Source organism: Pseudomonas fluorescens, from assembly GCF_001307275.1.
Lineage (GTDB): Bacteria > Pseudomonadota > Gammaproteobacteria > Pseudomonadales > Pseudomonadaceae > Aquipseudomonas > Aquipseudomonas fluorescens_AA.
Genome location: NZ_CP012831.1, coordinates 5,386,231 through 5,400,952 on the forward strand (window position 1 = coordinate 5,386,231; position 14,722 = coordinate 5,400,952).

11 protein-coding genes are annotated in these 14,722 nt (G+C 60.2%); 7 read left to right on the plus strand and 4 right to left on the minus strand.

Annotated elements, in window-relative coordinates; genetic code table 11:
• The 5 genes from metC to AO356_RS24075 all read left to right on the plus strand — a co-directional run bounded on the left by metC (position 1) and on the right by AO356_RS24075 (position 7,613).
• Positions 1–2,766, plus strand: a complete 2,766-nt coding sequence (gene metC / locus AO356_RS24055; RefSeq protein ID WP_060741890.1) for a cystathionine beta-lyase — start codon at positions 1–3, stop codon at positions 2,764–2,766.
• 831 nt (positions 2,767–3,597) lie between these two features.
• A complete protein-coding gene (locus AO356_RS24060; RefSeq protein ID WP_060741891.1) occupies positions 3,598–4,116 on the plus strand; it encodes a hypothetical protein in 519 nt (172 codons plus the stop codon).
• Between the two features lie 120 nt (positions 4,117–4,236).
• On the plus strand, positions 4,237–5,331 hold the full coding sequence (locus AO356_RS24065; RefSeq protein ID WP_060741892.1) for an alpha/beta hydrolase: 1,095 nt from the start codon (positions 4,237–4,239) through the stop codon (positions 5,329–5,331).
• A gap of 46 nt (positions 5,332–5,377) precedes the next feature.
• Positions 5,378–6,424, plus strand: a complete 1,047-nt coding sequence (locus tag AO356_RS24070) for an alpha/beta hydrolase (protein WP_060741893.1) — start codon at positions 5,378–5,380, stop codon at positions 6,422–6,424.
• A 19-nt stretch (positions 6,425–6,443) separates the two neighbouring features.
• Positions 6,444–7,613: a cupin domain-containing carboxymuconolactone decarboxylase family protein gene (locus AO356_RS24075; protein ID WP_060741894.1), complete on the plus strand. Its 1,170-nt coding sequence runs from the start codon at positions 6,444–6,446 to the stop codon at positions 7,611–7,613.
• On the opposite strand, the gene AO356_RS24080 is transcribed toward AO356_RS24075, so the two are convergent.
• The 3 genes from AO356_RS24080 to AO356_RS24090 form a co-directional block, all read right to left on the minus strand.
• Positions 7,601–8,494 carry a LysR family transcriptional regulator gene (locus tag AO356_RS24080; protein ID WP_060741895.1) on the minus strand — a complete coding sequence of 298 codons (894 nt, stop codon included), beginning with the start codon at positions 8,492–8,494 and terminating at the stop codon, positions 7,601–7,603. The two genes, AO356_RS24075 and AO356_RS24080, sit on opposite strands and share 13 nt — an antisense overlap.
• A 103-nt stretch (positions 8,495–8,597) precedes the next feature.
• Complete coding sequence (locus AO356_RS24085; protein WP_060741896.1) at positions 8,598–10,457, minus strand: ABC transporter ATP-binding protein; 1,860 nt, start codon at positions 10,455–10,457, stop codon at positions 8,598–8,600.
• A 140-nt stretch (positions 10,458–10,597) separates the two neighbouring features.
• Positions 10,598–11,482 carry a LysR family transcriptional regulator gene (locus AO356_RS24090; RefSeq protein ID WP_060741897.1) on the minus strand — a complete coding sequence of 295 codons (885 nt, stop codon included), beginning with the start codon at positions 11,480–11,482 and terminating at the stop codon, positions 10,598–10,600.
• Between the two features lie 112 nt (positions 11,483–11,594).
• On the opposite strand from AO356_RS24090, the gene argC reads away from it, so the two are divergent.
• Positions 11,595–12,524, plus strand: coding sequence for an N-acetyl-gamma-glutamyl-phosphate reductase (gene argC, locus AO356_RS24095; protein ID WP_060741898.1), 930 nt, complete (start codon positions 11,595–11,597; stop codon positions 12,522–12,524).
• A gap of 9 nt (positions 12,525–12,533) precedes the next feature.
• Here argC and AO356_RS24100 read toward each other — a convergent pair whose 3' ends face one another.
• Positions 12,534–13,346 carry a response regulator transcription factor gene (locus tag AO356_RS24100; RefSeq protein ID WP_060741899.1) on the minus strand — a complete coding sequence of 271 codons (813 nt, stop codon included), beginning with the start codon at positions 13,344–13,346 and terminating at the stop codon, positions 12,534–12,536.
• A 138-nt stretch (positions 13,347–13,484) separates the two neighbouring features.
• Here AO356_RS24100 and AO356_RS24105 point away from each other — a divergent pair, with 138 nt between their 5' ends.
• Positions 13,485–14,588, plus strand: a complete 1,104-nt coding sequence (locus AO356_RS24105; RefSeq protein WP_060741900.1) for a polyamine ABC transporter substrate-binding protein — start codon at positions 13,485–13,487, stop codon at positions 14,586–14,588.
• Positions 14,589–14,722 lie beyond the last annotated feature (134 nt).

The following is a 14,722-nucleotide window of genomic DNA, read 5'->3' on the forward strand; positions in this document are numbered from 1 at the left end:
ATGAGCCAGACCCTAACTCCCCAGCAACTGCAGCGGTGGTTGTTCGACGGGCAGGAAATCGCCCTGTTTGATGTGCGTGAGCACGGCCAATATGGCGAAGCCCATCTGTTTTTCGGGGTGAACCTGCCCTATAGCCGTTTGGAGTTGGAAGTGCGGCGGCTGGCGCCGAACCTCCAGGTGCGGTTGGTGCTCCATGATCAGGATGGCGGGGATCTGGCGGCCCGTGCGGCGCAACGCCTGCAAGCGTTGGGCTATGTCAATGTGCACATCCTGGAGGGCGGCGCCGATGGCTGGCAGGCCGCCGGCTATCAGCTGTTTGCTGGTGTGCACGTGCCGTCCAAGGCCTTTGGCGAGCAGGTGGAGGCGGTCCGTCACACGCCTCACGTCAGCGCCCGCCAACTGGCGCAGTGGCAGGCCCGGGGTGAGCCGCTGGTGATCCTCGACGGCCGACCGTTGGAGGAGTATCGCAAGATGACCATTCCCGGTTCGATCTGTTGCCCCAACGGCGAACTGGGCTACCGCGTGCACGACCTGGTGCCGGACGAGCAGACCCCCATCGTGGTCAATTGCGCCGGCCGGACCCGCAGCATCATTGGCGCCCAGACGTTGATCGACCTGGGTTTGAAAAACCCGATCTATGCCCTGGAAAACGGTACGCAAGGCTGGCACCTGGAAGATCTTCAACTGGAACACGGCAGCGAGCGTCGTTATGCCGATGAGGTGTCGAGCAGCACGTTGCCGGGGCAACGCTTGGCGGCGACACAGCTGGCCGAGCGGGCCGGAGCGCCTGTCGTTGGGGTTGCCCAGGTCGAGCAGTGGGCCGCGGACGCCGGGCGCAGTCTGTTCCTCTGCGACGTGCGCACCGCCGAGGAGTTTGCCGCTGGCACGTTGTCGGGTGCGCAACACACGCCGGGCGGGCAGTTGATTCAATCCACCGATCTGTACGTGGGCGTGCGCCAGGCGCGGGTGGTGCTGTTCGACAACGACGGCGTACGCGCACCGATCATCGCCAGTTGGCTGCGGCAGCTGGGGCACGGGGCCTTCGTGTTGTCCGGTGGGTTGAGCAGTGGCCTGGCGTTACCGGCTCCAGCCGGCGTCGCGCCTGAGAAGCTGCCGCTGATCAGCGTGCAGGCCTTGGCCGATGCCCTGAAGGATGACGCAGTGGTCTTGATCGACCTGCGTTCGAGCCGGGCCTATCGCAAAGGTCATATCGCCGGGGCGCGTTGGTCGATCCGGCCGTTATTGGCCCGTGCACTGGCGGGTGAGCAGCGGCCGCTGGTGCTGGTGGCCGATGACGCCCGACTCGCCGCCCTGGCGGCACTGGAGCTGCCTCAAGCGGAGGTCCGTTTGCTGGACGGCGGTCCGGATGCCTGGCGCTCGGCGGACCTGGCGCTGCAAGAGGGCGCCGATACATTGCCGGATGCACAGTGCATCGATTTCCTGTTTTTCACCCACGACCGTCACGCTGGCAACAAGGATGCGGCGCGCCAATACCTGGCGTGGGAAATCGGTCTGCTGGCGCAAATGAGCGAGGAGGAGATCGCCAGCCTCAAGCCATTGCAGGGAAAGCCTCAAAGCACTGTCGCTGAACGGCTGCGGACCCATCTGGTCCATGGTGCGCGCACTGCAAAGGGCGTCGGTGCCAGGCCCGTCAACGTACCGGTCAGCCGCCTGAGCACGGTGCTGTTCGACAACCTGGCCCAGATGCGTGACGCCCGTGCCCGGCGCGACAGCGAGCGAGTCCTGAGTTATGGCGCCCGGGGGAATCCGACGGCCTTCGCCCTGGAAGACCTCGTCACTGAATTGGAGGGTGGCTACCGCACGCGGCTGTTTGGCACCGGGTTGGCTGCCGTGGCGCAAACCTTCCTGGCCTACCTGCGGCCTGGCGATCATGTGCTGATCACCGATGCGGTGTATGCCCCGGTACGGCGTGTGGCCCGGGACTTCCTCGAGGCCTTCGGCATAGAAGTCGACTACTTCGCCCCCGACGGCAGCGACCTGCCCGGACGGTTGCAGGCCAACACCAAAATGGTCTACACCGAAGTGCCCGGTTCCTTGCTGTACGAGCTCTGCGACTTGCCGGCCATCGCCGCACTCTGCAAGCCGCGCGGCATCTTGCTGGCGGTGGACAATACTTGGGGGGCGGGCGTGTTGTACCGGCCACTGGCATTAGGCGCCGACATCTCGATCATGGCCCTGACCAAATACCTGAGCGGCCACAGCGACGTGGTCATGGGCAGCGTGTGCACGCGTCAGGAGGCTTGGCCGGCACTGGCGGCCATGAGCGACACCTTCGGCAACACCGTCAGCCCCGACGACGCCTACCTGGTCCTGCGTGGCGCGCGCACCCTCGTGCCACGCCTGGACACCCATGAGCGCCAGGCCCTGGAAATCGCCCATTGGCTGCAGGCGCAACCGCAGGTGAAGCGGGTCTTCCATCCCGCGCTGCCCGAGCATCCCGGCCACGGGTTGTGGCAGCGGGATTTCAACGGCAGCAATGGGTTGCTGTCCTTTGAACTTCGCGAACACGACGACGCTTACCTGGAGCGATTCATCGACGCGTTGCAGGTGTTTGGGTTGGGCGCGTCCTGGGGGGGATTCGAGAGCCTGGTGACCGTTGCCGACACCCAGGATCGGCAACGTGCCGAGGATCGGGCATTGAATCCGGTGGTGCGCTTGCATGTGGGGTTGGAGGATGTCGAGGTGTTGATCGAGGACTTGCGGCGGGGATTTGCGCAGGCTGCTGCCAGTGCATCGATGACTTGAAGCATCCAGCATCGATTGCGAACTGACCCACCGCTTTCGCGAGCAAGCCCGCTCCCACAAGGGTCCTGCATAGGTTTCAAATACTGTGCACCACCGCAAATCCACTGTGGGAGCGAGCCTGCTCGCGATGAGGCCAGCCCATTAAACATCCATGTCGCCTGACATTCCGCTATCGCGAGCAAGCTCGCTCCCACAAGGGTCCTGCATAGGTTTCAAGTACCGTGCAGCACCCCAAATCCACTGTGGGAGCGAGCTTGCTCGCGATCAGGCCAGCCCATTCAACATCCATGTCGCCTGACATTCCGCTCTCGCGAGCAAGCTCGCTCCCACAAGGGGCCTGCATAGGTTTCAAGTACCGTGCAGCACCCCAAATCCACTGTGGGAGCGAGCTTGCTCGCGATCAGGCCAGCCCATTCAACATCCATGTCGCCTGACATTCCGCTCTCGCGAGCAAGCTCGCTCCCACAAGGGTCCTGCATAGGTTTCAAATACTGTGCAGCACCGCAAATCCACTGTGGGAGCGAGCCTGCTCGCGATGAGGCCAGCCCATTAAACATCCATGTCGCCTGACATTCCGCTCTCGCGAGCAAGCTCGCTCCCACAAGGGTCCTGCATAGGTTTCAAGTCCCGTGCAGCACCGCAAATCCACTGTGGGAGCGAGCTTGCTCGCGATGGCGGCAGTGCATCCAACCTCAATGCGTACTGATCCACCGCTTTGGCGAGCAAGGTTGTGCACCCCACCACAAAACCTATCGACACTGGGCTACCAAATCCCTTGCCAACCGCTACCATTGCGCGCAGACCTCCCGACGCCCCTGGACATTCACTTTCATGAAATTGCGCCTGCTGACCGCTGCTTTGTTTTTCACCTGCACCCTGACTCACGCCGCTGAATCGAAACCCGTTCCGAAAGCCCTGGAGGCTCAGATCGGGCACTTGGTGGCGCTCATCAAGGACAGCTATGCCACCGGCTACCCGGAAGCAACGCTGGTGCAGACGCTGGACACTGGCGAGGACAGCCAGGTCACCCTCGCGGTCTTCACCATCGAGGGTTTCGGTATGGGCAACAACTACAGCCAATACCTGGCGGCCTTTACGCCCGAAGAGAACGAAGAAGGCGTGCCGCACTACAGCCTGTTGGACGTGATGCGCATCGGGGGCGACAGCTGGCGTGCCATCGACAAACTGGATGCAAAGCTGGTCAGCGACCCGACGGGTGAGCAGACCCTGATCGACATTCCTGTGATGGAGAACACTGATGACGACGCGCCGAACTTCCCGAGCAGGGCTGCTGTGATTCACCTATCACTGGAGGGTGCACAGTCACTGCGATTGGTTGAGAAAAGGTAAGTCGCGTTATCCAGTTGTATTTATGCGATTGCGATATGAGTGCTATGTAACTGGCATGGTTTATCGATTAATGCGGCAAGGGTAATTTGCTTCTCTGCGATTCAATCGATAGGGAAGCCCATGACTAAGCGTTTGATCCCTCCAAGACTGCCCGTCGTCGCGAAGGCGGGCATCCTTTATTTGGCGTTGTGCACCACGACGCTGGTCAATGGCGCGGAACGTCCACCCCTGGTCATCAAGGAACAGGGAAGCCTGACGGCCGGCGGCGGGCAGATCTCCCAGCCAGGTATTTTTGATCCCTACCGTCCAGCCCAGGCCGATGGTCAAACCCTACATGGTGACCACCTGTATGCGTTCTATCAGGTTCCGGTCGATAGCCGTCCACTGCCGATTCTCATGCTTCATGGCGCCGGGCAGTCGGCGAAGTCCTGGGAAACGACGGCCGATGGTCGTGAAGGCTTTCAGAATATTTTCCTGCGTCGCGGATTCTCTACCTACCTGATCGACCAACCGCGCCGTGGCGATGCGGGACGCAGTCTGGTTGAAGCGACGATCAAGCCTGTGCCGGATGAGCAACTGTGGTTCAACCAGTTTCGCATCGGCCTTTGGCCCAAGGTCTTCGAGGGCAGTCAGTTCCCACGCGGGCAGGCGGCGCAGGAGCAGTTTTTTCGTTCCATGACCCCCAACACCGGGGCCTATGACGCTGATGTCGTATCCAACGGCGTTGCCGCGCTGTTGGGGAAAACCGGGCCGGCCATTTTGTTCACCCATTCCCAGGGCGGCGGGCCCGGCTGGTTGGCAGCGATCAAAAGCCCGAACGTGCGGGCCATCGTGGCATTCGAGCCGGGCAGCGGCTTCGTGTTTCCAGAGGGGGAAGTGCCTGCGCCGATTCCCAGCGCCTTCGACACGCTCTCGGGTCAGGCCGTTTCGCAGGAGCAGTTCAAGGCGCTGACCCGCCTCCCCATCATCATTTTCTACGGTGACAACATCCCCGACCAACCTGTGCGCTTGCCGGCCCAGGACAGCTGGCGTGCGCGCCTTGAAATGGCGCGCGTGTGGCGCGACACCGTGAACCGCCATGGGGGTGACGTCAGGCTGGTCCATTTGCCGGAGATCGGTATCAAGGGCAATAGCCATTTTCCGTTTTCGGACTTGAACAACCTCGAGATCGCGGACCTGGTTTCGACATTCCTGGCTGAAAAAAACCTCGATTGAACCTCCTCCGCGCCGTCCTCACACCTATTGTCAGGAGTATTCATCGATGCGAACCACATTGAAGGCCACCTTCATGGCCGCCATGATCGGGATGTCCGGTGCCGGAGCGGCGGACTACAAGCACAACCCCTTCACCTTGACCTACGGTGGCGCGTTGACGGAGAACGAACCGGGCAAGGTCAACATCCATCCGGTGAGTTACAAGCTCAACGGCCTGGATATCGCCGCCAACGTCTACACGCCAGCCAATTATGACGCAGCGAAGAAGTATCCGGTCGTAATCGTCGCGCACCCCAACGGTGGCGTGAAGGAGCAGGTCGCAGGTCTCTATGCCCAGCGCTTGGCCGACCAGGGCTACATTACGATCACCGCCGACGCGGCCTATCAAGGGGCCAGTGGCGGTGAGCCTCGCAACGTCGACAAGCCTGCGCATCGCATCGAAGATATTCATGGGATGGCGGACTTCATCGCCGGTTATCCAGGGGCCGACAACACACGCCTGGGCCTGCTCGGCATCTGCGGCGGCGGCGGTTATTCACTGGCGGCAGCGCGAACCGATAAGCGCTTCCAGTCGATCGCGACCTTGAGCATGTTCAACTCTGGGCTGGTTCGCCGCAACGGCTACCAGGACTCGCAGCTGTCTACCGTTCAGGCGCGTTTGCAGCAGGCATCGGCGGCCCGCGCCCAAGAAGCGGCCGGTGAAGAAATTCTCTACGTCGGCGACGCCAAACTGACCGATGAACAGATCGCCAAGCTGCCGTTTGATCTGTATCGCCAGGGTTTCGAGTACTACGGCAAGACTCACGCCCACCCCAATTCGACCTTTCGCTACACCCAAAGCAGCCTCTTGGACCTGATGAGCTTCGATGCCACGGACCAGATCGAGCTGATCGACAAACCCTTGTTGATGATCGCCGGCAGCAACGCCGACAGCCTGTATATGTCGCAGCAAGCCTTTGCCAAGGCGAGCGGAACCCAGGACAAAAAACTGTTCACCATCGCCGGTGCTACTCATATCGAAACCTATTGGGTGCCGGCTTATGTGGACATCGCCATGGACCAACTGACCGCGTTTTACGCCAGGACGCTCTGACTTGAAGGAACACTTTGCCATGAAAAATACCCTGATAGGTCTCGCGGTGTGCGCTGCGGCTCCCTTTGCCGATGCCTGGGGAGCAGGAGGTACTGCCAATGAATCCCGGACTTCGCAGCAGATCAGCCGGGCCGGCAGCCAGGCTTCGGTCGCAGGCCCGGCGGACTATTTCACCGGGCGAGTGCGGGTCGATCCGTTGTTCCCGGCTACCGATGAAGTGAGCGCCTCCGGCGCCTACGTCAGCTTCGAACCGGGTGCGCGCTCGGCTTGGCATACCCATCCCGCCGGTCAACGCTTGGTGGTGATTTCCGGTGTCGGCCTGACGCAGGAGTGGGGCAAGCCCGTGCAGCAGATCCGTCCGGGCGATGTCATCGTTTGCCCGCCAGGCGTCAAGCATTGGCATGGTGCTGCGCCGACGAGCGCCATGACTCACCTGGCCGTCACTGGGACGGTGGAGGGCAAGAGCGTGGAGTGGATGGAGAAGGTCAGCGAAGAACAGTACGGCGCCGCTGGAACGTCTACGGCCAGGCCGGATACGGTGGCGGTTTCGCAAACCCTGTCGGCCAAGCAGCAAGCCATCCCGCTGATTGCCGCCGCCATGGCGACGAGCAATATGCCTGGTCTCAACACTGCTTTGAATCGAGGGCTGGATGCCGGCCTTACCGTCAGCGAGGTGAAGGAAGTCCTGGTGCAGCTTTACGCTTACAGTGGCTTTCCCCGCAGCCTCAACGCCCTCGGCGAATTGATGAAAGTGGTGGAGGCGCGCAAGCAACGCGGCGTCCAGGACGACCCGGGGCGCGAGCCTGCTCGACTGATTCCTACCGGCGACGCGTTGCTGGCGGCGGGCACGGCCAATCAGACGCGCATTGCCGGTGCGCCCGTCCAGGGGCCGTTGTTCGACTTCGTCCCGGTCATCAACCAGTACTTGCAGACGCACCTGTTTGGCGACATTTTCGAGCGTGACAACCTGGACTGGCAAAGCCGCGAGCTGGCGACAGTCGCCGCGCTGGCGGTCACTCCCGGCGTGGAGTCGCAACTGCGCTCGCACCTGGCCGCCAGCCTGCGAGTCGGCTTGAGCGCTGCACAGCTGCGGCAACTGATCCAGCTACTGGACGAGCAGGGCGACGCCGCCGCGGCCAAGCGTGCCAGTGAAGCGTTGGACACCGTCCAGGCCAATCAACCCACGTAGCGCAAGGCTTCGCGCAGCAGCGTAAAGGCCGGTGAACTTTGGCGGCGACTGGGATAGTAGAGGTGGTAGCCGGAAAACGGCTCGCACCAATCTTCCAGCACCCGAATCAACCGGCCTTGCGCGACAGCGTCTTGCACCTGGTCCTCCGGCATGTAGGCCAGCCCCAACCCTTGGAGGGCCGCCTCCAGGCGCATCGCGATGGTATTGAACACCAACTGGCCTTCCACTCGGACGTTCACTTCCTGTCCGTTTTTCTCGAACTCCCAGATGTAAAGGCCGCCATGGGTCGGCATGCGCAGGTTGATGCAATTGTGCGCCGTGAGGTCGTCAGGGATGACTGGCTTGGGGTATCGGGCGAAATACGCTGGCGAGCCCACAACCGCCATGCGCATATCAGGGCCGATACGCATGGCGATCATGTCCTTGGCGACCTGTGGGCCCAGCCGGACACCGGCGTCGAAACCCTCCGCGACGATATCGGTGAAACCGTAGTCGACGATGATTTCGATATTGAGATCTGGATTGTTTGGCAGCAGCCTGGCGAGAACGGATTGCAAGATCGTGATCGCAGAGTGTTCACCGGCAGTGATGCGCAACTTACCCGCTGGCTTATCGCGAAACTCACTGAGCATCGCCATCTCGTTATCGATCTCTTCGAATCGCGGCGCGACCACCCGCAGCAGGTGTTCACCGGCTTCGGTCGGGGCGACACTTCGCGTGGTGCGCGAGAGCAGCCTGACCCCCAGCCGCTCCTCCAACTGACGCATCGCCCGGCTCAGCGCCGGTTGCGACATGCCCAGCTTGGCCGCTGCGCGGGTGAAGCTGCGCTCCTGGGCGACGGCGGCGAAGATGGCGAGCTGGTCGTAGCGTTCGGTGGTCATTGATCCGTCTCTGGCATGAGCGGGGAGGGATTATGGCACTGGTGCCAGTCATCGGCTGGGACCATCGGGGTGAAGGGAGCGTTGCCCCCCGGGCCATCCACGCTCATACCTGATCCATCGCCTCGCCCACCCACCGGTCCTCACCCAGGAACCCGCCACTCTGATGGTGCCACAGCCGCGCATAGATGCCGTTCTTGGCGAGCAATTCGCTGTGGGTGCCCTGTTCGATGATGCGTCCATCGTCCATGACAATCAGTCGATCCATCGCCGCAATCGTGGACAGCCGATGGGCGATGGCGATGACGGTTTTACCCTGCATCATTTCATCGAGGCTTTCCTGGATGGCCACTTCGACTTCCGAATCCAGCGCGCTGGTCGCCTCGTCAAGGAGCAGGATCGGGGCGTTCTTGAGCATCACTCGGGCAATCGCGACGCGCTGGCGCTGGCCGCCCGACAGCTTGATGCCGCGCTCGCCGACCAAGGTGTCGTAGCCGGTGTGGCCCTGGCGGTCGCTCAGTTGGCTGATGAACTCATCGGCCTGGGCATTGGCCGCGGCACGGCGGATTTGTGCGTCGCTCGCATCGGGGCGGCCATAGGCGATGTTGTCGCGAATGGAGCGGTGCAGCAGGGACGTATCCTGGGTGACCATGCCGATGGCGCTGCGCAGGCTGTCCTGCGTCACCTGCGCGATATCTTGCCCGTCAATGCGGATCTGTCCGCTGTCGACATCATAGAAGCGCAGCAGCAAGTTGATGAGCGTAGATTTGCCCGCGCCGGAGCGGCCCACCAGGCCGATTTTCTCGCCCGGGCGAATGTTCAGGCTCAAGCCATTGAGCACCTGGCGTTCGCCATTGTAGTTGAAGCTCACATTGTCGAAGGTGACCGCTCCGCCGGAAGTCACCAGCACCCCCGCGTCCGGCGCATCCTGCACCTTGGGGCCGCGGGTAAGGGTGGCCATGCCATCCTGCACGGTGCCGATGCTCTCGAACAGCGAGGTCATTTGCCACATGATCCAGTGCGACATGCCGTTGATACGCAACGCCATGGCGGTGATCGCCGCCACGGCACCGGCACCGACGTCGCCCTGGTGCCACAGCCAGAGGGCATAACCGCCTGCCGCCATGATCAACCCCACCACCAACGCCTGGTTGACGATCTCGAATTGGCTGACCAGACGCATCTGGCGAAAGCCGGTCTGTTTGAAATCCTCCATGGCCGCGCGCGCGAAGTGCGCTTCACGATTGGAGTGGGAGAACAGCTTCACGGTCGTGATGTTGGTGTAGGCGTCCGAGATACGTCCGGTCATCGAAGAGCGCGCATTGGCCTGTTCCTGTCCGACTTTCCCCAGGCGGGGCACGAAGTAGAGCATGGCCAGCCCGAACAGCACGATCCAGGCCACGAAAGGCAGCATCAGTTTCAGGGCGAAGCCACCGGCCAATGCGATGATGGCGATGAAATACACGCCGATTCCGGGGGCGATCTCGATCAGGGTGAACAGCACGTCACGCACGGCCAGCGCAGTCTGCATCACCTTGGTGGTGACCCGGCCAGAGAACTCGTCGGAAAAAAACGACAGGCTTTGCCGCAGCATCAGGCGGTGGAAGTCCCAGCGCAGCCGCAACGGCAGATTGATCGCCAATACCTGGTGCTGCACCATGGTACGCAACGCTACCAGCCCGATGCTGGCCAGCATGACGAGGCCCATGCCCCACAGCACGCGACTTTCCTGCGCCGCCGCCTCACCGCCGGCCTGCCAGGTCGAGAGCAGGTCCACGACCTGGCCGAGGAAGGAAAACAGCCAGGCTTCATAGATCGACACACCGGCGCTGAGCAGCGCAAACGCGAGGATGTAACCGCGGGCCCCCCGTGTGCAGGCCCAGAGAAACCGAGCCAGGCCTTCGGGCGGTGGCGGTACCTCGTCGGGCGGGAAAGGGTCGAGCCTTTGTTCAAATACGCGAAGCATGGGGGTCTCCGAAACGGTCGATTGGGGATTCTGTCACTAAAGGCTGCTTTGAGGGTTATGTGGCACCACGACCACCGGTGGTACTGGCACTCTCAGGTAGTCTCTTTGGCGACGGCAAAGTTCGAAGCATTTGGGGGGCATCACTGCGCGCTCAACTCCCACAACACATCCAGTACATGTTGCGTAGGCCGCTCGATGTCCAGACTGCGGTGGGCGATACCCAGTTGACGCCACAACAAGGGCTTTAATGGCCGCATGACGATCCGGGTATCGGGCAATGGCGTGGAGGCCTCATGGGGCAACAATGTCGCACCATATCCCGCCGCCACCAGGCTTTTGATCGCATCGTTGTAGTTCAGTTGAATGCGCGGCACCGGTTGCCGGCCGTCACTGGCGAACCACTCCGACGTCAAGCGTGAAAGGCGAGTGGTGGTGTCATTCAAAATCAACGGCTGAGCGGACAGCCAACCGGGTGTCACGGTATCCGGGCATTCCCAGCGAGCCGGCAAGAAGGCCATGACCGGGTCCCGTCGCCACGGCTCGATCCGCAAGCCCTTCACCGGCGACTGCGGCAGCGCGACCAGACCGATCTCCAAGGAGCCCTCGGCAAGCTTCTTCAAGGTTTCCTGGGAGGTGAGCACCGCGACCTGCACATCGATCGCGGGGTGGCGTTGGCTCAACGTGTCCAAAGCGTTCGGCAGCAACTGTGCGATGGCCCCGGTGGAGGCGCCAAGCCGCACACGTCCGGCCAAGCCCTGTACCTGACGCTCCACGTCCTCTAGCGCCTGTTCCGCATCCGCCAACAGGCGCCGCGCGCGCTCCACCAGGGTGTTCCCTATTGCTGAAGGCTGAACGCGCCCACGTGTGCGCGACAAGAGCTTGCCACCCACCCGCGACTCCAGGTCGGCGATATGCAGGCTGACAGTGGGTGGCGCAAGATGCAGCACACGCGCGGCTTCGGCAAACGATCCCAGGTCGGCAATCGCCACCAACGTACGCAGTCGGTCCAGACTGATTTCCCGCATAGGAGCCCTTGTTCAGAAAAACTGAATTCCAGCGTTAATAAATTCAACTTTTCCTATCTTAGCGCGTCGCTGAACATTGGAACTCCTGATTTTCAATGTTCGAGAGCATGCCATGGCAAGTCCCCTTGTATTCATCGATGGCGACCAAGGCACCACCGGGTTGCAAATCCATCAACGTCTGCGCGACCGGAGCGATCTGCGGCTGCTCACCCTCAGCGCCGACTATCGCAAGGATCCGCAACGCCGCGCTGAAGCCATCAACGACTGCGACATCGCAATGCTTTGCCTGCCCGACCCGGCCGCGCGCGATGCGGTAGCGAGCATCAAAAACCCAGCTGTCCGCGTGATCGATGCAAGTTCCGCGCACCGTACCCATCCAGACTGGGTCTACGGTTTCGCGCAGATGAACTCGCAGCAGGCCAGACGAATCGCCACGGCGCGGCGGGTCAGCAACCCCGGTTGCTATCCCACGGGAGCGATAGGGCTGCTACGCCCACTGCTGGAGGCTGGGCTACTGCCCACGGACTACCCGATGAATATTTACGCCGTGTCGGGCTATTCCGGAAAAGGGCGTGCCGGCGTACAAGAGTATGAGGGGGAGGGCGCATTGCCGGCGCCGGCGTTTCAGGTCTATGGGCTGGGGCTGGCGCACAAGCATGTTCCGGAGATTCAGCAGCAAAGCGGGCTGACGGAGCGGCCGATGTTTGTGCCGGCCTATGGCGCTTTTCGGCAGGGAATCGCGCTGACCATACCTGTGCAGACCCGCTTGTTGGCGCCTGGCGTGAGCGCGGTGCAGTTGCATGCGTGTCTGGCCCGGCACTACGCCGATGCGGGCCATGTACACGTGATGTCGATGCAGGAAGCTAAGGAGTTGACGTTCCTCGATCCCCAAGCGCTTAACGGCACAGATGATTTGCGCTTGTCGGTGTTCGAGAACGATGAGACCGGGCAGGTTTTGCTGGCTGCGGTGTTTGACAACCTTGGGAAGGGCGCCGCTGGCGCGGCGGTGCAGAATCTGGACCTGATGCTTGCAGGCGCATGACCGCGCCACTCAGCGTGCTGGCCTGCCTTCTTCAATGGGGAGAGAAATATTCTGTTTTGGCATGAAAAATCGAGCAAAGAGTTCAGATTGTGACTTGATGTTTAACTTTGCGTAGATGTTGCGGCGGTGAACTTTTATGGTCTCCGCCGAGAGGGACAGCTTTCCAGCTATTTCTTTGTTGGAGAAACCGCTGAGTAATAAACGGAGTACGTCACTTTCGCGTGCGGTAATTTGTGTGCCAAGTTGATTGACCGTTTCTGGCCACAGCGGCGGCTCGCTCAGTGTCTTCTCTACATCAATTTCAAAACCCATGCGCTGATGCATCAATGCAATCACCCACGGCTTGATAACATCAAGGATGGTTATTTGCTCTTGGCTAAAGCGGACTTTGCTGCCGATGGACATGCATAACGTTCGGTCGGGGTCGAGTTGGACATTGTACTGGGCCTCATCCATGGAGATGTATTGGGCAAAATATTGATGGTAATACTCGGTTTCAAGAAAGTATTCCGGTGCAATGTCCAATAGGTGGAAGAAGCCACTTTGTGGGTTTTCCCGATTGGCTATATAAAACGGATCCAGCAAGTAAAGACCTTTCACATAGCGATGAGTGAATGCGTCGACTTCTTCCGCATCGGCGACCTCAGGAAGGCTGACGACCTGCACGTGTTGATTGCTGAAAATCAATACAACCCAATTATCGATCTGTACATATTCATTTAATGTGCGAACCAGTGAACTCCAGAAATCTGGGCGATTCAGCTGCATGATCAGCTTCCCAATCGATCGATGCCAAGCCAGGCTATGGAGGTCAAACGGCATTTTCTACCCCTTTAGGGTTAGGAATTAGCAGGTCAAAGGTAAGTATTCGTAGGTATTTACTATTCGGTAACACCCGGTATATTCGCTGCCAGGGTTTACGATGGCCATGAGGGCATATCGTCTTGACAAGGATGTTGCATGAGAAAGTCACATTTGCGAACCATTTTTTCGGCCTCGCTTCTCTGTGCAGGGATAAGCACTTCAGTGGCGGCTGTAGAGCCCGGGATCTATCTGTATAACTGGTTCGGGTTGCTTGCGCCGGAGACGCCAAAGGAGTTTGAGCAGGAAACTGGTACGAGCGTGCATATGGATGCGTTCGACAGCGCTGAAATCATGCAGAGTAAGGTCATGGCCGGGCGCACCGGATATGACGTGGTCGTGGCGACTTCCAATGTGTTGCCAAGCCTGATCCAGGCGGGCGTTCTCCAGCCTTTGGATCGTCATCAGCTGAGTAACTTTTCACATATCGACCCTGACATCCTGGCCCAACTCGCGGTCAATGATCCTGGTAACCGCTATGCGGTACCCTATTTGTGGGGCACTACCGGCATTGGTTATGACGTTGACAAAGTCAGAGCGGCATTGGGTGATAATGCTCCGGTAAATAGCTGGGATCTGATCTTCAAAGAAGAAAATATCAGTAAGCTACAGTCGTGTGGCGTGGCAATGCTTGATTCGCCAAGCGAGATCATTTCGATTGCCTTGAATTACCTTGGACTCCCCAGCAACAGCAAGAACCCGGATGATTACCAGAAAGCTCAAGCGCTGCTGTTGAAGATCCGGCCTTATGTCCTTTATTTCGACTCGTCCAGAATCGACGCCGACCTGGCTGACGGCAATATTTGTGCAGTGGTGGGATGGGCCAATGGTGCCCTGGCGGCACAGGCCATCAACGAGAAGGCCAATACGGGACGCAAGATTACCTACAGTCTTCCCCGCGAAGGCGCGTTGTCCTGGTCGGAGAATCTGGTTTTGCTAAAAGATGCGCCTCATCCCAAGGAAGGCATGGCGTTCATCAATTATATGTTGCGACCGGAAATTATCGCCAAGACCTCAAACCACACGCTATACCCTAACGCAAATAAGGATGCCGCCGAGTTTGTCGAGCAGAAGCTGCGAGACAATCCCTGGATTTATCCAGACAAAAAGACGATCGCGACACTTATTCCACTTGAACCCCTGCCATTGAAGCTGGAGCGCATCCGCACGCGGATCTGGACCAAAGTGAAGAGTGGCGTGTGATCCGGCTTTGATTTGCATGTCTGGAAAGTAAGACGTAAACGCCGATATACAGGGCGCAGGGCTGGTTAGCCAATACCTGTCAACTCATCAGTCCGGTGTCTTCCGGTCCATTGCGCCGCCCTATGTAAAAAGAG

Excerpts from the sequence above, each read along its gene's own strand:
- metC (WP_060741890.1), top strand. The coding sequence starts at position 1 with ATGAGCCAGACCCTAACTCCCCAGCAACTGCAGCGGTGGTTGTTCGAC.
- AO356_RS24060 (WP_060741891.1), top strand. The coding sequence starts at position 3,598 with ATGAAATTGCGCCTGCTGACCGCTGCTTTGTTTTTCACCTGCACCCTG.
- AO356_RS24065 (WP_060741892.1), top strand. The coding sequence starts at position 4,237 with ATGACTAAGCGTTTGATCCCTCCAAGACTGCCCGTCGTCGCGAAGGCG.
- AO356_RS24070 (WP_060741893.1), top strand. The coding sequence starts at position 5,378 with ATGCGAACCACATTGAAGGCCACCTTCATGGCCGCCATGATCGGGATG.
- AO356_RS24075 (WP_060741894.1), top strand. The coding sequence starts at position 6,444 with ATGAAAAATACCCTGATAGGTCTCGCGGTGTGCGCTGCGGCTCCCTTT.
- AO356_RS24080 (WP_060741895.1), bottom strand. The coding sequence starts at position 8,494 with ATGACCACCGAACGCTACGACCAGCTCGCCATCTTCGCCGCCGTCGCC.
- AO356_RS24085 (WP_060741896.1), bottom strand. The coding sequence starts at position 10,457 with ATGCTTCGCGTATTTGAACAAAGGCTCGACCCTTTCCCGCCCGACGAG.
- AO356_RS24090 (WP_060741897.1), bottom strand. The coding sequence starts at position 11,482 with ATGCGGGAAATCAGTCTGGACCGACTGCGTACGTTGGTGGCGATTGCC.
- argC (WP_060741898.1), top strand. The coding sequence starts at position 11,595 with ATGGCAAGTCCCCTTGTATTCATCGATGGCGACCAAGGCACCACCGGG.
- AO356_RS24100 (WP_060741899.1), bottom strand. The coding sequence starts at position 13,346 with ATGCCGTTTGACCTCCATAGCCTGGCTTGGCATCGATCGATTGGGAAG.
- AO356_RS24105 (WP_060741900.1), top strand. The coding sequence starts at position 13,485 with ATGAGAAAGTCACATTTGCGAACCATTTTTTCGGCCTCGCTTCTCTGT.